We start from the raw sequence: 16,563 nt of genomic DNA on the forward strand, positions 1-16,563 counted from the left end.
TCAGGCGCTGGCGCGGGCGCGGGCGCGGGCGCTGCGGCGCTTGAACGCGCGACGCTCGTCCTCGCTCAGACCGCCCCAGACACCGGCGTCCTGCCCGGACTCCAGCGCCCACTTCAGGCACGCGTCAACGGCCGAGCAGGACCTGCACACCTGCTTGGCCTCCTCGATCTGCATGAGGGCGGGGCCGGTGTTGCCGATCGGGAAGAACAGCTCGGGGTCCACGTCACGGCAGGCAGCTCGGTGGCGCCAGTCCATGCGTCCACTCCTTAGTAGATGAAGCCGTTGGTCGGCTCCGTGCGGCCACTACTTTGTGAAGAGTTTCACTAACTCGCGCGAACGAGTACCCGAATCCTTTTGAGGACCGGGGTCGTCCGTTGACGGCGGAGGGCCCTGGGGTTGTTAAAGGTCCTACGTTCCGACGTCAATCTTGAGACTGTCAGCCACGGAGAGTGCACGCAAGGGGGTACGGACGAAGTTTTGGCTGTTATGGATGTCGGATGCGTCACACAATGACCGAATGTAACCAGCTAGACCAGAACTTGTAACGCGTTCGGTGTAGACCGGAATGTTACGTTTTCGCGTTCGCCCAGGTAGTCGCCGTCCAGCTGGAAGGCCACGGGGCGCTCCGCGGTGAGCGTGAACTCGGCCTCGTCGTGCAGCTGCACGAGGTGTCGTCCGGATGGAAGGACGTCACTCTCCGTAAGGATATGACGGATCACCGGCGTGAGCGAGACCAGCCCCATCCGGCGCAATCCGAGCAGGTCCAGCCCGGTCTCGAAGCTGGCCCACGGGGTCGGGCGCACGGGCCTGCTGCCGACGTACGTCCACGGTGAGGTGTTGGAAATGATCGCCATGAAGACGCCCTCGGCGGTCGGGATCCCTGGACCGGTCAGCGTCATCGCTGGATGCCGCTTGTCCGTGGCCAGATAGTGCCTCAGAGCCGTGTTCACATACCGTGCTGGGGTAGCTTTCCTGCCGGTGCCTCTCAGGCCCTCCACGGCCCGTACAACCTCGGCGTCGTACCCCATGCCCGAGCAGAACGTGAAGTACCGGCTCTGCCCCTCCCAGAGGGCCTGGCCCAGGCCCACGGTCCTGCGCCGGCCCTCCCTGAGCGCCTCCAGCGCCGCACCTGTCGACTCGATCGGATCGTTGGGCAGGCCGAGCGCGCGGGCGAAGACGTTCGCGCTGCCGCCGGGGATCACGATGAGCGCGGGCCGGCCGGCGCTCGGGTCGGCGAGGGGCGGGGCGTCATCGCCGTTGACCGGGTTGAGCAGGCCGTTGACGGTCTCGTTGATCGTCCCGTCGCCGCCGAGCACCGCCACCACGTCGTATCCCTTGGCGCGGGCGGTGGCGGCCAGCGTCGCCGCGTGCCCCCGGTAGCCTGTCTCCTCGACCGTGAGCTGCACAGCCGCGCCGAGCGCGCGGATCAGCACGTCCCTGGTGCGGGCGTTGGTGGTCGTGGCCTTGGGGTTCACCAGCAGCATCGCGCGCATATCGCCAGGGTAGCCCGCGTTCGCCGCCGCGTCGCAGGTCGGAAGGGCCACCGGGGGAGTCGCGGGGTAGTGTACGGGCGTGAACCGTCGCCCGCTCACCCTCGTGATCGCCGCCGCCATCGTCGCCCTGGAAGGCCTCGTCGCCGTCGGGCTCGGCGTCTTCGTCGCAGTGGAGAGCCTGATCGGGACGCCTGACAACATGACCACCGCCCTGGCCGAGGCGGCGTTCGGCCTGCTGGTCGGGGCCGGGCTGCTCTGGGTGGCGTGGGGCGGGCTGTTCAGGATGGAGCGGTGGGGGAGGTCGCCGGGCGTGCTGACCCAGATCTTCATGGTGCCCGTCGCCGTCACGCTGATCCAGTCCGGCCAGGCGCAGCTCGGGATCCCGCTGATCGTGGTCGCCCTGGCCGGGCTGGCGACGCTGCTGGCGCCTCCCACCACCCACGCGCTCTACGGCGACGGTTAGTCGTCGGCCGTCAGCCCTTCGCGCAGCTGCGCCAGCGTGCGGGCGAGCAGGCGCGAAACGTGCATCTGCGAGATGCCCAGCTCGGTGGCGATCTGCGACTGCGTCATGTTGCCGAAGAACCGCAGCAGCAGAATGCGCTTCTCGCGCGGCGGCAGCCGTTCGAGCAGCGGTTTGAGCGACTCGCGGTATTCGACGCCCTCGAGCGACTCGTCCACGATGCCGAGCGAGTCGGACACCGCGGGGGCGTCGTCGTCGCCGGAGTCGGGCGCGTCGAGCGACACGGTCGAGTAGGCGTTCGCCGACTCCAGGCCCTCGAGCACCTCCTCCTCGGTCATCTTCAGGTAGGAGGCCAGCTCGGCCACCGTCGGGGCGCGTCCCTCCCGCTGCGACAGATCGCTTATGGCCTTGGTCAGCGAGAGTTTGAGCTCCTGCAGGCGGCGCGGCACGCGGACCGCCCAGCCCTTGTCCCGGAAGTGCCGCTTGATCTCACCGACGATGGTGGGCGTGGCGTATGTGGAGAACTCCACGCCGCGGTTGAGGTCGAAGCGGTCGATGGACTTGATCAGGCCGATGGTGGCGACCTGAGTGAGGTCGTCGAGCCACTCGCCCCTGTTGCGGAAGCGGCGAGCCAGATATTCGACCAAGGGAAGGTGAAGCTCGACCAGCTCGTCCCTGATGCGCTGGCGGCGCGGCTCCTCGGGGCCCAGCTCGGCCAGCTCGGCGAAGAGCTGACGGGCGCGCACCCTGTCGGGCACGGCGTGTTCGCTGGTGGCCATGGCTCCAGTCCTTTCCGTCACGCCGGCCCCGCCGTTCTTTGGGCCGCGCCTCGGCGCTTGCGCAGGACGATCGCCATGCGATCGGGGGAGTCAGTCACCGCGTCGACGTCATCGGCCAGGGCGGTCAGCACCATCCAAGCGAAGTCGTCGCGCTTGGGAGCGGAGCTCCCGACCGTGGCCACCTCGACCCTGACCTGCATCTCGTGCCCGGTCAGTTCGAACTCGGCGGTCAGGTCGGTGCCGGGCACCGCCTCACTCAGCAGCATGGCGCACGCCTCGTCGACCGCGATCCGCAGATCCTCGATCTCGTCCAGCGTGAAGTCCAGCCGCGCCGCCAGCCCAGCGGTGGCCGTACGCAGCACAGACAGGTAGGCGCTCGCGGCGGGGAGCCTGATGCTCACCACGTCGCGGATGCCGGCCACGCCTTCCGCGCGCGTCTCGGTTTCCTTGGTCACGGTCCTCCTCGCATATCCGACGCCAACTGCAACTTACCGCCCCGGAGAGGTGCTTGGACGAATCAGACTCGCCATCAACGGAAAAGGCTCTGTGCGGCCTGCGACCGCACAGAGCCTTATGTGCCGTTTTAGGCGGCCTTGGTCTCCCAGAAGATCTTGGAGATTTCGTCGATCTTCCCCAGCAGGTCCTCGGCCTTGGCGACGTCGACCGTCCCCTTGGCACCGGCGGCGCCGGCGAGCTTCGTGGCGTCCCAGAAGAGCTGGTGAAGCTGGGGGTACTGCTCAAGGTGCGGCGGCTTGAAGTAGTCCGTCCACAGCACCCACAGGTGGTGCTTGACGAGCTCGGCGCGCTCTTCCTTGATGGTCAGCGCGCGGGCGCGGAAGACCGCGTCCTCGTTGGCCGCGTACTTCTCCATGATCGCCTTGACCGACTCGGCCTCGATGCGGGCCTGAGCGGGGTCGTAGACCCCACAGGGCAGGTCGCAGTGTGCGGAAGCGACATGCTTGGGTCGTAGCAGTCGTGCGAGCATCAGAAAGTCCTTCCTGGATGCTGAATCAGCTTGGTCCACAACCGACCTTACTCGTGTCCCAATGCCTGCGGAGTGGGGGGTCTCAGCCCATGAGAGTGCGTGTCGAGGGCGATTCCATGCGCCCAGGGCTCGTTCCGGGGGACTGGCTTCTGGTACGCCGGAACGCCACCGTCCACCCGGGCGATCTCGTGGTGGCCAGGCTCCCCGGCGACCCGGATCGGCTGATCGTGAAACGGGCGCAGTGGCACGGGGCCGACGGGTGGTGGCTGGAGAGCGACAACCAGCGGGCCGGCGGGCGGCGCGACAGCTGGGACTTCGGGCCGGTCCACGACATCGTCGGGCGCGTGGTGCTGCGTTACTGGCCTCTGGTGCGCAGGCGGCGGCGACGCTAGGAGGCGTTCCTGCGGCGGGCGCGGAAGGCGGCGACGTTGGCGCGGCTGGCGCAGCGGGCCGAGCAGTAGCGGCGGGAGCGGTTGGAGGAGGTGTCCAGGAAGGCCCGGCCGCAGCGCGGCTCCAGGCAGCGGCCCAGCCGGTCCGCGCCCAGCTCGGCCACGACCGCGGCCAGGCCCATCACGGCGGTGGCGGCCGGGTCCTCGGCCAGGTGGAGGTGCCAGTGCCCGCCGTCGTGGTCGGTCAGCTGCGGGCGTACGGGATAGCGCACGAGCAGGGCGTTGAGCAGCTCCGCCACGGCCCGATCGTCGCCGGCCGCGTCGAAGACCGCCGCCAGCTCGTCCCGGAGCCGCACCAGGTCAGGCGGCGGGGCGGGGTCGTTGGCCAGGCGGACCGCCCACTCGGCGTAAGAGGTCAGGTCCATGCCGGAGTATTACACAGCCCAGCACGCGGCTGTGGTGGGGCGGCCGCATGCGGTGTCCCCGGCGGCCGCCCTGTGCGTCGCTACTCCTCCGGGTGCAGGACGCGGCGGAGGAATGAACGGGTGCGCTCCTGACTCGGGTCGCCGATCACCTGGGCGGGCGCACCGTCCTCGACGATCACGCCGCCGTCCATGAACACCACCCGATCGGCCACCTCCCGCGCGAACCCCATCTCGTGGGTGACCACGAGCATGGTCATCCCCTCCTCCGCCAGCTTCCGCATGACGGTGAGCACGTCGCCGACGAGCTCCGGGTCGAGCGCCGAGGTGGGCTCGTCGAACAGCATCAGGTCCGGGTTCATGGCCAGCGCCCTGGCGATCGCCACCCGCTGCTGCTGCCCGCCCGACAACTGTGCCGGATAGGCGTCGCGTTTCTCGCCGACGCCGACCTTCTCCAGGTTCTCCCTGGCGACGATCTCGGCCTCCTTCCTGCTCCGCTTCAGCACCCGCTGCTGGGAGATCATCACGTTCTGCAGCGCGGTCATGTGCGGGAACAGGTTGAACTGCTGGAAGACCATGCCGATGCGGCGTCGTACGGCGTCGATGTCCACGTCGGGGTCGGTGACCTCGACGCCCTCCACGAAGACCTTGCCCTTGGTGGGGACCTCCAGCAGGTTCACGCAGCGCAGCAGGGTCGACTTGCCCGACCCGGAAGGTCCGATGACGCAGACGACCTGCCCCGGCTCGACGGTCATGTCGATGCCCTTGAGCACCTCGTTCTGCCCGAAGTACTTGTGCAGGTCCGCGATCTCGATGGCGTGCGTCATACGGTCCTCCCCTTACGTCCCTCGAGCCGGGACGCGAGGTATCCCAGCGGGATGGTGACGATCAGGTACGTGACGCCCGAGACCATGATCGGCGTGGCGTTGGCGAACTGGGAGGCCAGGTCGTTGCCGAACTTGGCCAGCTCCACGTACTCGCCCGACACCCCGAGGAACAGCACCAGCGACGAGTCCTTGAGCAGGGCCACGAACTGATTGGTGGTCGGCGGGATGACCATCCGGACAGCCTGCGGGATCACCACGGTGACTTGTGCCCGGGTGGCGGACATGCCCAGCGACCTGGCCGCCTCGGTCTGCCCCTTGGGCACGGCCTGCAGTCCCGCGCGGAAGACCTCTGCCTGGTACGCCGCGCCGACCAGGCCGAGCCCCAGGGCGGCCTGGCCGTACGTCCCGCCGGGCACCTCGAAGCCGGGGAGCGCCAGGGGCAGGAACGTGATCATCAAGAAGATCAGCAGGGCGGGCAGGCCGCGGAAGATCTCGATGTAGACGAGCGCGATCCAGCGATAGGGCCCGACCGGGGAGATCCGCATGAGCGCGAGCAGCAGGCCGACCACGAACGCGAAGACGAAACCGCTGACCGAGTAGATGATCGTGTTCCGCAGGGCGATGGTGAACAGCTCGGGGAGTGCCTCCCGCGCCACGTCCGCCTTGGCGAAGTTCTGCGCGAGGCTGCCCCAGTCGGCCCACAGGACGAGGCCGACAAGCGCCATGACCAGAATGGCGTACTGGACGCCCCGGCTGATCTGCTGTTTCTTCCGAGGGCTGAGCCTGGCGCGGGCAGGCTCAGCCGCCTTCGGCTGGTCGGCCATGGATCAGCCCAGCTCGCCGGGCTTCTTGCCGAACCACTTCACGAAGATCTTCTCGTAGGTGCCGTCCTGCTTGGCCTTGGCGATCTCGTCGTTGATCGTCTTGAGCAGGACCGGGTCGGCGCCCTTCTTCAGGCCGATGCCGTACTGCTCACCGGTGTCGAGGCTGCCGATCATCTCGAACTTCGCGGCGACGTCCGGCTTCTTCAGCCAGGTGAGCACCACGGGCAGGTCCTGGACGATCACGTCGGCCTGACCGGACTGCAGGGCCAGCAGTTCTTTGGCGGAGTCGGCATACTCGGTGGGGTCGAAGCCCTCCTTCTTGACGTAGTCGAGGCCGGTGGTGCTGGCCTGGGCGCCGAGCTTGAGGTTCTTCGCCTTCACGTCGGCCAGCGACGTCGCGCCCGTGCCCTTCTTGGCCAGCAGCGCCTGCGTGGCGTCGAAATAGGGGACGGAGAAGTCGATGTTCTTCTGGCGATCGGGGGTGATGGTCATGCCTGCGGCCGCCACGTCGCACTTGTTCGCCGCCATGGCGGCGCCGCTCTTGATCACCGCGAAGTCGATGTCCACGATCTCCTGGGTCACGCCCAGCTTCTTCGCGGCGAGGTCGACGATGTCCACGTCGAACCCGACGATCTTGCCGCTCGAGTCCTTGAACTGGAACGGCTCGTACGGGATGTTCGTGCAGACCGTGAGCTTGCCGGGCTGGACCAGCTTGGCGCCGCCGGCGGCGGTCGCGCTGGTGGTGCCGGAGCTCGAGCCGGTGTCGCTGCCGCACGCGGTCAGCGCGAGCGCAGCGGTCAAGGCGAGCGCGCCGGCGGCGTAGCCACGGCGGCCCTTAAGACTGAGGGCCATGTACGGCCTCCTATGAGTGAAAAGCTAAGAAGCTTGCGTTTTGTGCAGTTTAAATGGGGTTTTGCTGCAGTCCGTCATCCACCGTTTAACGATGCGTCAACGGAACGGCGTCGGCGCCGACACCGAACACCATCTCACCATGTGGCACTATGGGGTCACGGGTGACCCCCGAACCCCCCTCACGGGATGATCGACGAGGGGACCCTGGCAGCTACCGAAGCCAGCCCGCTCGCGCTCGTCCGCCGAAGGTCCTCACGCTTCCGATGACTTCCATGACTACAGGGGTCGCTGTGGCTGCCACGCCCGCTTCTGCATCTTCTGCATCCGTCGATTCTCTTGACCTCGATCCGGCCTTCGCGCTGCACCGCGGAGGCAAGCTCGAGGTCCGCTCCACCGTTCCCGTCCGCGACGCGGACGACCTCTCGCTCGCCTACACGCCCGGGGTGGCCCGGGTCTGCACCGCGATCGCCGAGAATCCCGCGCTGGTCAACGACTACACCTGGGTCTCCAGGGTCGTCGCCGTCGTCTCCGACGGCACCGCCGTGCTCGGCCTGGGCGACATAGGCCCTTCGGCCGCCATGCCGGTCATGGAGGGCAAGGCGCTGCTGTTCAAGGAGTTCGCGAACGTCGACGCCGTCCCGATCTGCCTGGACTGCACCGACGTGGACGCCCTCGTCGAGACCGTCGTGCGCCTGGCGCCGTCGTTCGGCGGCATCAACCTCGAGGACATCAGCGCGCCCCGCTGCTTCGAGGTCGAGGCCCGCCTGCGCGACCTGCTCGACATCCCGGTCTTCCACGACGACCAGCACGGCACCGCCATCGTGGTGCTCGCCGCGCTGCAGAACGCCGCCCGCCTGACCGGCCGCGCGCTCGGCGACCTGCGCGCGGTCGTGGCCGGCGCCGGCGCCTCCGGCGTCGCGGTCACCCGCATCCTCCTGGAGGCCGGCATCGGCGACATCGCGGTCGCGGACTCCAAGGGCATGATCTACGAGGGCAGGGAGGGCCTCAACCCGGTCAAGGAGGCGCTGGCCCGCGACACCAACCGGGCCCGCCACGCCGGCTCGACGGAGGAGGCCCTGGCGGGCGCCGACGTGTTCGTGGGGCTGTCCGGCTCGACCGTGTCCGAGCAGGCCATCGCCTCCATGGCGACGGACTCGATCGTGTTCGCCCTGTCCAACCCGACCCCGGAAGTCCATCCCGAGGTGGCCGCCAGGCACGCCGCGGTCGTCGCCACCGGGCGCTCCGACTTCCCCAACCAGATCAACAACGTGCTGGCGTTCCCCGGCGTGTTCAGGGGCGCCCTGGACGTCCGCGCCTCGACGATCACCGAGAGCATGAAGGTGGCCGCGGCCAACGCGCTCGCCGGCGTCGTCGGTGACGACGTCGCGCCCGCGTACGTCATCCCGAGCCCGTTCGACGATCGCGTCGCGCCCGCCGTCACGGCCGCGGTGGCCGCGCAGGCCCGCGCCGACGGCGTCGCCCGCGCCTGACCCTCGGCAGGCGGGGGCGCTTCGGCCCCCGCCGCAGGTCAAGGACATTTTCCGATTGCTTGGCGCTTCCGTGGGTACGTGAGGTACCCGCCGGGATGGAGTCGCCGCCTGCCTGCCCGCGCACAGCGCTGGCGGCGAAAGCAGCACGGAGTTCGGACAACCTTTGGGAACTGTCATAAATCATTTACTCAAGGTGCTATAACAGTAGCTCTCTGTAATGATGTGGGCGCCCACTCCTGTGACGAGGAGAGCGATGGAACGCGAGCCAAACCGACTGCTGCAGCAGCTCATCGCGGAGGCGGGTTTCTCCCACAAGGGATTGGCCAGGCGCCTCAACGACCTGGGAGCCGCACGCGGGACCCCAGGCCTGAAGTACGACCACAGCTCTGTGCTGCGCTGGATCGGTGGCCAGCGTCCGAGGGATCCCGTGCCCTGCCTGCTCATGGAGATATTCGCGATGCGGCTGGGCAGGCCGGTCACCTCGGAGGATCTGGGCATGCCGGCCATCATTACACCCCTCGATCTCGGGCAGGAGTTCACGCACACGTGGCAGGAGGGGGTCGCGACTGTGACCGCGCTGTGGCGGGCCGATGTAGAGAGACGGAGGTTTCTGATCGACTCGACGTTCGCGATAGGAGCAGGCTCCATAGGGGCCATGCGCTGGTTGACGTCCCCGGCTGAGGGACACCTGGGCGGCATGGGAACGCGGCGCGTGGGCCGCGCCGACATCGCCGCCATCCACGAGGTCACCCGATCCTTCGGGGAGCTCGACAACCGCTTCGGAAGCGGCCGGGTCCGGTCGTCCGTCATCAAATATCTCGACACCGCCGTCTCACCCCTGCTCAAAGACGGCTCCTACGGCGAGTCCACCGGCCGCTCGCTGGCCGCCGCGGCCGCCGAGCTGACCCGCCTGGCCGGTTGGATGGCCTACGACATGGAGCAGCACGGCCTGGCCCAGCGCTACCTCATCCAGGCACTCCGCCTGGCCAGGGGCGCCGGCGACCAGACCCTGGGCGGCGAGATCCTGGCCGGCATGGCCCACCAGGCCGTCTACATGGGCCAGCCGGCCCACGCCCTCGACCTGGCCCGGGCGGCCCAGGTCGCGGCGCGCAGCGCGCGCGTCAACACGCTGCTCGCCTCCGCCCACGTCCTGGAGGCACACGCCCACGCCGGCCGCGGCGACGCCCGCGCCTGCGGTGCCTCACTCCACGCGGCCGAACGCGCCTTCGACGCCCGCAAGCCCGCCGAGGAGCCCCGGTGGCTGAGCTACTTCGACGAGGCGTACCTCTCCGCCAAGTTCGCCCACTGCTTCCGCGACCTGGGAGTGGGGGAGCGCGCCGTCCGCCATGCGCGGCGGTCGCTCGACATGGACTCCCGGTACGTACGGGGGCGGATGTTCAACCTGTCGCTGCTGGCCGCCGGGCTGTTGCAGTGCGGGGAACTGGAGGAGGCCTGCTCCACCGCGGCGAGCGCGCTCACCTTGGCCGGTGAGCTGCACTCCGCGCGGTCACGGTCGTACGCGGCGGATCTGCGGCGGCGGCTGGAGCCCTACAGGAACGAGCGGCCGGTGCTGGTGCTGCGCGAACGTACGCGGGAGCTCACGTCGGCGTGAATCGGCTGCCCCGAACGGGAACGGCCCGGAGCATCTCCCCGCTCCGGGCCGTTCTTCGTCTTGCTGGACTTACCGGAGCAGCTCGCCCTTGGGGCCGACGATCACCTTGGTCTCCGCGTAGCTGGCCTTGTCGTAGACCGCGGCCACCTCGCCGTCGAAGTACGCCGAGCTGATGTAGTCGATCCGGCTGTTGCCGTCCTGGTCGTGGAACATGCTCGTCACGCCGTTGACGTAGCCGGTGCGCTTGTTGTTGTCGTACTTCATCAGCCAGGGGCCGCCGTCGGCGCCGGGCGTCATGGAGCACTTGAGCACCTGGTGCCTCTCCACCCTGAACGTGTTGACCTGGTAGGTCTTGGTGCCGGTCTTGCCCAGGCAGTACTTGGGGGTGAGGCCGGTGTACGGCTTGTCGCCGTCGGGGTGGGGGGCGCTCGGGTAGCCGAAGGCCGCCACCTGCTGGCCCATCGGCTGGTTCCAGGCGAAGCCCTGACCACCGACGACGTCACCGAGACGGCCCATGTCCTTGGCGATGCCGATGATGTAGTGGGCTTCGTAGTACTTACGGGACGTGCCGGGCTTGACCCACTTTTGGGTGTAGTAGTGGGTGATGGTGTAGTTGCCGACCGCGTCAGTGCCCTTGATGCCGGGACCCTTGTAGGCGTCCCACGCAGGCTTGGTCACCTGCTCGACGACCGGCTCGCCGAACTTGAAGCCCTGGCCCTTGCCGATCTTGGCGTCGTCGTAGGTCTCCTTGGGGACCTCCACCTTCTCCAGGGCGGCTCCGGGGTAGTCCGGGCCGACGAGGTCGGCGGGCTTGTCCTCACCCTCGGACCAGCATTCACCGAGGTTCAGCTGGCATTTCAGGAATTCCTTGGCGTCGATCTCGCGAGGCTTGATCCACTTGTCGCCGGCCCATGCCTTGAACTCGTCGTGGGACACCTCCTTCTCGCCGGCCAGGGAGAAGCCGTTGTGGACGGCCACGAAGGCGTAGTCGCCGTCGTAGTCGTCGTAGGTGTCGAGGTCGTAGGCGGTGAAGGCGTACGCGCCCGCGTAGACGCCCCAAGGAGCCTTGCCCTGGTAGTAGCCGGGGACGAAGACCCACTTGCGGAAGACGTCCTTGCCCTTTTCGTATACGCAGTGGCCCGCGGTGACGACGAGGTTGCGGTGGCGCGACTGGATCGACGTGGCCGAGCACCAGCGGTACTTGCCGGCCCGGTCGAGGAAGAAGACCTTGCCGATCGTCCTCGGCAGGTTGATGTTCTTGACCTTGGTGGCCGCCTTGACCGTGCCCGTCGGGGCGGTCATGCCGGGCTTGCCGTCGTCAGGGGCCTTGCTCTGGGTGCCCACCAGCTTGGGCACTTCCTTGAAGTCCCAGTAGTACTGCGTGGCCTTGCGCAGGGCGGCTCCGTTGGCGTCGAGCCAGAAGTAGGCGCTGCTGTAGGCGTCAGCGGGTTTCGGCGTGAGAGGGTCGGTCGCCCAATGGGGTTCTGCGCTGGCGGGAAGGGTGAGGGTGGCGGCGCTCAGGCCGGCGGCGGCGAGGGGGATGAGCAGGCGCTTCAACGGAGGCTCCACGGAAGTTGTCAAGAACAGCGTAAAGACCCTATCGACCCATTAGTCACTCTGGTAAGGGTTCTTCTCAGATTTTCGGCAGACAGGCCGAAGGGCCCGGCAGAAGCCGAGCCCTTCGGGTAAAGCAGTGGTCTGAGGTTTGGACCCCCAGCTCCGGGATGTCCTGAATTAGGACATCTTGCCGGACCACAGAGCGGCAGCAGCCTTGTAGACAGCGGCCGTCTCGCCGTCGAAGTACGACGAGAAGATCGTGTCGTAGCGGTTGTTGCCGTCCACGTCGCCGAACGCAGCGGTGGTGACACCGTTGACGTAGCCGAGACGCTTGGCGTTGCTGTACTTGAGCAGCCACGGCGAGCCGTTGTAGCCCGGGGTGACGGCGCACTTCAGCGAGACGAGCTCCTCGGCCTTGAGAGCCGCGACCACGTTCGCCTTGCCCGACGTCTTGTTGTAGCACCACTTCGGCGTGACACCGGTGTAGGGCTTGTTGCCGTCGGGGTGCTCGCCACCCGGGTACCCGAAGGTACGGACGTACTTGCCAGTCGGCTGGTTCCAGGCGAAGCCCTGACCGCCGACGTTGTCACCGAGACGGCCGGCGTCCTTGACGAAGCCCTCGATGATGAAGTACTTGGTCACGTAGTACTTCGTGGTCTTGCCGGGGACGAACCACTTCTGCACGTAGTAGTGCGTGAGGGTGGCGTTGCCCGCCCGGTCCAGCGAAACGGTCGCCGGGTAGTCCCGGGTCGGACGCGGGAGCGGCTGACCCGGCTTCCAGCTCGGACGCTGCTTGAGGATGTAAGCAACGGCCTGGTCGTAGGTCACGTTCTCGACGATGGGCTCGCCGAACTTGTAACCCTGGCCCTTGCCGACCTTGGCGTCCTCGTACTCGCCCGCGGTGACTTCGCGCTTCTCCACGACGGCACCGGGGTGGTCCGGGCCAGCGCCCTCGTCGGACTTACCGGGGTCGGACCAGCAGTCGTCGGTGCTCGCCGGGTCCAGCTTGCACTTCTTGTACTCCTCCTCGGAGATCTCGACGTCCTTGGCATCCTTGATGCCCTTGTACGCCTCGAAGTCCTTCTTGGAGACCTGCTTGGCCGTGCCGCCGCCCAGCGAGATGCCGTTGTAAACGGTCACGAACGCGTAGTCGCGGTCGTAGTCCTCGTAGGTGGAGAAGTCGTAGTGGGTGAAGGCCTGCTTACCCACGTAGATGCCCCACGGAGCCTTGCCCTGGTAGTAACCGGGGACGAAGACCCACTTGTTGAGGACGTGGCTGTTCTTGCCGGGCTGGTAGACACAGTGACCAGCGGTGGCGACCAGGTTGCGGTACTTCGCCTGGATGGAGGTGGCGGAGCACCAGTACAGCTTGCCGTCAGCACCCTCGAAGAACACCTTACCGATGGTCTTCGGGATGTTGATGTTCTGGTACTTGACGGTGGTCTTCTTCTCCTCGCCAATCGGAGCGGTGGACCCCGGCTTAGTGTCGTTGTTCCACCCGCCCTTCTGGACGAGCTTGTCGACTTCCTTGTAGTCGTAGCGATAGACCTCGGCAGCGCGGAGCGCGGCGCCGTTCGCCTTGAACCAGAAGTCGACGGTTTCGGCGACCTTGTTGTTCGGCGTCAGCGGAGCGTCATCGACGACGCCCGACGCGGAAGCCGTGCCGGCCAGACCAGCAGCCAGCAGGCCGGTGGCGAGAATCGCGCCACTGGCAGGGAGGAGGATGCGCTTCAAGGTAACTCCTTGCGCTGTCGTGGAACGCCTCTTGCGTCCCATGCGTCAGTAAAGGGATAGCCAGGAACATACAGTGTGGATCTTGAACTCGGGTAGTCGCTTTGAGAGGAAAAGGTGCGACAAGCCGGGCGTGATCGTTCTGTGATGTTTAAGGGGCGGATGCGTAGAAGGTGAGAGAGGCTCGCCTTGCGGCTGTTTGCCCTGATCAACATAAGGAAGTTGTTAATGTGACTCCCGGGGCGGAGGCGTCCTCATGATCCGCCTCGATCGATGAGTGTGACGCACATCACATCGGATCAATGGCACCGTATGAGCGCGACATGCGTCCAAGCGCCCTCACTTTCGGGCCGGAAAAGCCGAAGGGCCCGGCAGATGCCGGGCCCTTCGCTGTGAACGGTTGACGAACGGCTCAGGGCCGGTCGCTGTCCGTCACCTAGATGATCTTGCCGGACCAGACGTTGGCCGCAGCCTTGTAGACCGTGTTCGTCTCACCGTCGAAGTACGGCGAGGAGATGTAGTCCACGCGGCCGTTGCCGTCCTGGTCGTTGAAGGTGCTGGTCACGCCGTTGACGTAGCCGAGGCGCTTGGCGTTGCTGTACTTGTACAGCCACGGACCACCGTCGGCGCCCTCGGTCATGGCGCACTTGAGGGCGATGTGCTCCTCGATCTTCTTCGCGGCCGAACCCACCAGCTTCTTGCTGGTCTTGTTGTAGCACCACTTCGGCGTAACGCCCGTGTAGGCCTTGTTGCCGTCGGGGTGCGGGGCGGCCGGGTAACCGAAGACGCGGACGTACTTGCCGGTGGGCTGGTTCCAGGCGAAGCCCTGACCACCGACGTTGTCACCAAGACGGCCCGCGTCCTTGACGAAGCCCTCGACGATGAAGAAGACGGTCTTGTAGAACTTGGTGTCCGAACCCGGGCGGTACCACTGCTGCACGAAGTAGTGCGTGATGGTCCAGTTGCCGCGGGCGTCCTTGACGACCTTGGCCGGGTACTTCTTCGCGTCCTTCTTCTGGTTCTCGAGGTACTTCGCGGCCTCGCTGTCGGTCACGATCTCGGTGACGGGCTCACCGAACTTGAACCCGTTGCCCTTGCCGACCTTGGCCGCCTTGTAGGTGGCCTGGTCGACCTCGACCTTGCCCACCGCGGCACCCGGGTAGTCGGGGCCGGTCGCCTCGGGCGCCGTGCCCCTCTTCACCCAGTACGCCTCGGTCCGCGTGGGGTCGAGCTTGCCCTTGCGGAACTCCTCGCGGGTGATCTCGACGTCCTTGGCGTCCTTGATGCCCTGGTACTTGTCCCATTCAGCCTTGGAGACCTGCTTGGGGGTACCGCCACCGATGTGGACACCGTTGTACACGGTCACGAACGCGTAGTCGCGGTCGTAGTCCTCGTAGACGTCGAAGTCGTAGTGGGTGAAGGCCTGCTTACCCACGTACACGCCCCAAGGAGCCTTGCCCTGGTAGTAACCCGGGACGAAGACCCACTTGGACACGACCTCGGTGTTGTTGGCCGTGTCGTACACGCAGTGGCCGGCCGTGGCGACCAGGTTGCGGTACTTCGACTGGATCGAAGAAGCGGAGCACCACTTCTTCTCACCCTTCTTGTTGACGAAGAACACCTTGCCGATGGTCTTCGGCATGTTGACGTTCTGGACCTTGGCGGTGGTCTTCTTCTCCTGGCCGATCGGAGCGGTCGAGCCCGGCTTGGTGTCCGAGCTGTAGCCGCCCTTGCTCTGCAGCTTGGCGACGTCGGCCTTGTCCCAGATGTTGGACTCGGTCGCGCCCTTCAGGGCAGCACCGTTGTTGTCCATCCAGAACTCGGCGATGGCCTTGGCGTTGGCCGCGCTCGTGGCCATCGGGTCCTTGGCCGTCGTCGGGTCGGCCTGAGCCTGAGCGGAGCCGACCAGGCCGGCGGCCAGAAGGCCGGTGGCCATGAGGGCGCCACCGGCGGGGATGAGGATGCGCTTCAAGGGAACTGCTCCTTGCTCTGTCGTGGGTCGCAACATGCGTCCCATGCGTCAGTAAAGGGATTGCAAGGAACATAGCGTGGTGATCTCCGCAGGTGAAACCCGGTTTGAGTGATCCGGTAGGCGCCGTTACCTGCGTTACCTTGTCGTTATCTGTCAGAGGCCTTGCCGTGTTGTTACCGGAAAGAGATGTTATTCCAGGGTGTCGGGGGGTTATGGCGTACGGGACGGAAGTTCCGTTAGCGGGATGTTGCAGAGTGTAACCGCTTGAATGTGTCCCAGATCACAGGAACCGTTTTTGGGTGGCATCCGTCTAAAATTCTCTGATCTTCACAGGCAATCTTCAGGGTCGGTGTGTGGGCGTTCGGTATCGGTCCGATTTGCCGGTTTTGTGACGATGGAAGATCGTGTGCACGGCGCCTCCAGTGCACTTGATCCGCTCCCGGCATGGTCGCCGGCCAAGAAGTAGTGATCATGGTCCGCGGGCGTGCGCCGCCCTGACAGCGGCACCGTTCTTGCCTGGGGCCTGTTCGCGCGCTGCAGGTTAAGCGGGTGCCCAGGCATTCGCCTCAGGCGTCCTTGCCTGATGACGCGGACGAGACGTGAGCCAGGGCAGCGCTCGCTCCGGGTCTTGTCCGCAGGTGTAGGTGCTGACCAGGCCGCGGCAGAGACACTGGTCTCGGCGTGATCGAAGTTGCCTGCAGGGTGAGCCCTTCATCCCGCGTAGCGGTCCTCTTCGATGAGCCGCAGGACCAAGATGGCCTGCACGATCGCGGCGGCGCGGTGCGGGCAGCAGTGCAGCTTGCTGAGTACCTTCCCGCGACGTGCATAAACTCGCCTGCCCCTGCCGGCAGGTAGGGTTCGCCGCGATCCTGATCGGTGCGAGCGTCGTAGCTCTTCTATGCGGGTGGGGGCGTTAAGGCTCGCCATGACGAGGTCACGGTCGTGATTCCGGTGGCCACCTTCGCCTGCCGCCATCACATAAGTCTGGCTCCGAACCAGCCATCCCGGGCTTGCCGAAGTCAACTGCATGTCAGCTGTTGAGCATGATGCACTGCCCGGCTTCCAGCGTATGTCGGGTATTCGCTCGGTGAGGCTGTACGGACACGGACGGGTTGATGCTACCTGCGCGTGCGAGCCCGACCGCGGGCACATATATCGATATATAGGCGC

At 66.6% G+C, this 16,563-nt stretch carries 16 protein-coding genes and 1 pseudogene; 4 read left to right on the plus strand and 13 right to left on the minus strand.

Translation table 11 applies throughout. From position 1 onward, the window contains the following. Both ACIBX3_RS29630 and ACIBX3_RS29635 read right to left on the minus strand, forming a co-directional pair. A complete protein-coding gene (locus tag ACIBX3_RS29630) occupies positions 1-255 on the minus strand; it encodes a WhiB family transcriptional regulator (protein WP_138668094.1) in 255 nt (84 codons plus the stop codon). 272 nt (positions 256-527) lie between these two features. Beyond that, positions 528-1,493 carry a diacylglycerol/lipid kinase family protein gene (locus tag ACIBX3_RS29635; RefSeq protein WP_397122606.1) on the minus strand — a complete coding sequence of 322 codons (966 nt, stop codon included), beginning with the start codon at positions 1,491-1,493 and terminating at the stop codon, positions 528-530. Between the two features lie 79 nt (positions 1,494-1,572). Here ACIBX3_RS29635 and ACIBX3_RS29640 point away from each other — a divergent pair, with 79 nt between their 5' ends. Continuing rightward, a complete protein-coding gene (locus tag ACIBX3_RS29640) occupies positions 1,573-1,956 on the plus strand; it encodes a hypothetical protein (protein WP_397122608.1) in 384 nt (127 codons plus the stop codon). Here ACIBX3_RS29640 and ACIBX3_RS29645 read toward each other — a convergent pair. The 3 genes from ACIBX3_RS29645 to sodN form a co-directional block, all read right to left on the minus strand. Continuing rightward, positions 1,953-2,732 (minus strand): RNA polymerase sigma factor SigF, encoded by a 780-nt coding sequence (locus tag ACIBX3_RS29645; RefSeq protein WP_188197456.1) that lies wholly within the window; start codon positions 2,730-2,732, stop codon positions 1,953-1,955. The two genes, ACIBX3_RS29640 and ACIBX3_RS29645, sit on opposite strands and share 4 nt — an antisense overlap. 17 nt (positions 2,733-2,749) lie before the next feature. Then, complete coding sequence (locus ACIBX3_RS29650; RefSeq protein WP_397122610.1) at positions 2,750-3,187, minus strand: anti-sigma factor; 438 nt, start codon at positions 3,185-3,187, stop codon at positions 2,750-2,752. 128 nt (positions 3,188-3,315) lie between these two features. Next, positions 3,316-3,717 (minus strand): superoxide dismutase, Ni, encoded by a 402-nt coding sequence (gene sodN, locus ACIBX3_RS29655; protein ID WP_366328640.1) that lies wholly within the window; start codon positions 3,715-3,717, stop codon positions 3,316-3,318. Positions 3,718-3,734: 17 nt separating this feature from the next. On the opposite strand from sodN, the gene ACIBX3_RS29660 reads away from it, so the two are divergent. After that, entirely contained in the window at positions 3,735-4,109 is a 375-nt protein-coding gene (locus ACIBX3_RS29660; protein ID WP_397122613.1) for a S24 family peptidase, read from the plus strand. Here ACIBX3_RS29660 and ACIBX3_RS29665 read toward each other — a convergent pair. The 4 genes from ACIBX3_RS29665 to ACIBX3_RS29680 all read right to left on the minus strand — a co-directional run bounded on the left by ACIBX3_RS29665 (position 4,106) and on the right by ACIBX3_RS29680 (position 7,031). Next, on the minus strand, positions 4,106-4,531 hold the full coding sequence (locus ACIBX3_RS29665; protein WP_397122615.1) for a CGNR zinc finger domain-containing protein: 426 nt from the start codon (positions 4,529-4,531) through the stop codon (positions 4,106-4,108). The genes ACIBX3_RS29660 and ACIBX3_RS29665 overlap by 4 nt on opposite strands. Before the next feature lie 80 nt (positions 4,532-4,611). Further along, entirely contained in the window at positions 4,612-5,355 is a 744-nt protein-coding gene (locus ACIBX3_RS29670; RefSeq protein ID WP_397122617.1) for an amino acid ABC transporter ATP-binding protein, read from the minus strand. Further along, complete coding sequence (locus ACIBX3_RS29675) at positions 5,352-6,179, minus strand: amino acid ABC transporter permease (protein ID WP_397122619.1); 828 nt, start codon at positions 6,177-6,179, stop codon at positions 5,352-5,354. Before ACIBX3_RS29675 ends, ACIBX3_RS29670 begins: the two co-directional genes overlap by 4 nt. 3 nt (positions 6,180-6,182) lie before the next feature. Next, positions 6,183-7,031: an ABC transporter substrate-binding protein gene (locus tag ACIBX3_RS29680; protein WP_397122621.1), complete on the minus strand. Its 849-nt coding sequence runs from the start codon at positions 7,029-7,031 to the stop codon at positions 6,183-6,185. Positions 7,032-7,303: 272 nt separating this feature from the next. Here ACIBX3_RS29680 and ACIBX3_RS29685 point away from each other — a divergent pair, with 272 nt between their 5' ends. Next, complete coding sequence (locus tag ACIBX3_RS29685; protein ID WP_397122623.1) at positions 7,304-8,521, plus strand: NADP-dependent malic enzyme; 1,218 nt, start codon at positions 7,304-7,306, stop codon at positions 8,519-8,521. A gap of 253 nt (positions 8,522-8,774) precedes the next feature. Continuing rightward, positions 8,775-10,133, plus strand: a complete 1,359-nt coding sequence (locus tag ACIBX3_RS29690) for a hypothetical protein (protein WP_397122625.1) — start codon at positions 8,775-8,777, stop codon at positions 10,131-10,133. 69 nt (positions 10,134-10,202) lie between these two features. On the opposite strand, the gene ACIBX3_RS29695 is transcribed toward ACIBX3_RS29690, so the two are convergent. From ACIBX3_RS29695 to ACIBX3_RS29710, 4 genes and pseudogenes are all read right to left on the minus strand, one after another. Then, positions 10,203-11,690 (minus strand): hypothetical protein, encoded by a 1,488-nt coding sequence (locus tag ACIBX3_RS29695; RefSeq protein ID WP_397122627.1) that lies wholly within the window; start codon positions 11,688-11,690, stop codon positions 10,203-10,205. Positions 11,691-11,867: 177 nt separating this feature from the next. Continuing rightward, positions 11,868-13,424 carry a hypothetical protein gene (locus ACIBX3_RS29700; protein ID WP_397122629.1) on the minus strand — a complete coding sequence of 519 codons (1,557 nt, stop codon included), beginning with the start codon at positions 13,422-13,424 and terminating at the stop codon, positions 11,868-11,870. Positions 13,425-13,857: 433 nt separating this feature from the next. Then, entirely contained in the window at positions 13,858-15,393 is a 1,536-nt protein-coding gene (locus ACIBX3_RS29705) for a trypsin-like serine peptidase (RefSeq protein ID WP_397122631.1), read from the minus strand. A gap of 711 nt (positions 15,394-16,104) precedes the next feature. After that, positions 16,105-16,206, minus strand: a pseudogene (locus ACIBX3_RS29710) (IS5/IS1182 family transposase); the annotation flags it as partial. Between the last annotated feature and the right edge of the window lie 357 nt (positions 16,207-16,563).

This window comes from Nonomuraea sp. NPDC049480 (assembly GCF_044465905.1).
Classification (GTDB): Bacteria; Actinomycetota; Actinomycetes; order Streptosporangiales; family Streptosporangiaceae; genus Nonomuraea.

Coding starts and splice junctions, on each gene's coding strand:
- ACIBX3_RS29680 (WP_397122621.1), bottom strand. CDS start 7,031: ATGGCCCTCAGTCTTAAGGGCCGCCGTGGCTACGCCGCCGGCGCGCTC.
- ACIBX3_RS29645 (WP_188197456.1), bottom strand. CDS start 2,732: ATGGCCACCAGCGAACACGCCGTGCCCGACAGGGTGCGCGCCCGTCAG.
- ACIBX3_RS29690 (WP_397122625.1), top strand. CDS start 8,775: ATGGAACGCGAGCCAAACCGACTGCTGCAGCAGCTCATCGCGGAGGCG.
- sodN (WP_366328640.1), bottom strand. CDS start 3,717: ATGCTCGCACGACTGCTACGACCCAAGCATGTCGCTTCCGCACACTGC.
- ACIBX3_RS29660 (WP_397122613.1), top strand. CDS start 3,735: ATGCTGAATCAGCTTGGTCCACAACCGACCTTACTCGTGTCCCAATGC.
- ACIBX3_RS29630 (WP_138668094.1), bottom strand. CDS start 255: ATGGACTGGCGCCACCGAGCTGCCTGCCGTGACGTGGACCCCGAGCTG.
- ACIBX3_RS29670 (WP_397122617.1), bottom strand. CDS start 5,355: ATGACGCACGCCATCGAGATCGCGGACCTGCACAAGTACTTCGGGCAG.
- ACIBX3_RS29685 (WP_397122623.1), top strand. CDS start 7,304: ATGACTACAGGGGTCGCTGTGGCTGCCACGCCCGCTTCTGCATCTTCT.
- ACIBX3_RS29635 (WP_397122606.1), bottom strand. CDS start 1,493: ATGCGCGCGATGCTGCTGGTGAACCCCAAGGCCACGACCACCAACGCC.
- ACIBX3_RS29665 (WP_397122615.1), bottom strand. CDS start 4,531: ATGGACCTGACCTCTTACGCCGAGTGGGCGGTCCGCCTGGCCAACGAC.
- ACIBX3_RS29675 (WP_397122619.1), bottom strand. CDS start 6,179: ATGGCCGACCAGCCGAAGGCGGCTGAGCCTGCCCGCGCCAGGCTCAGC.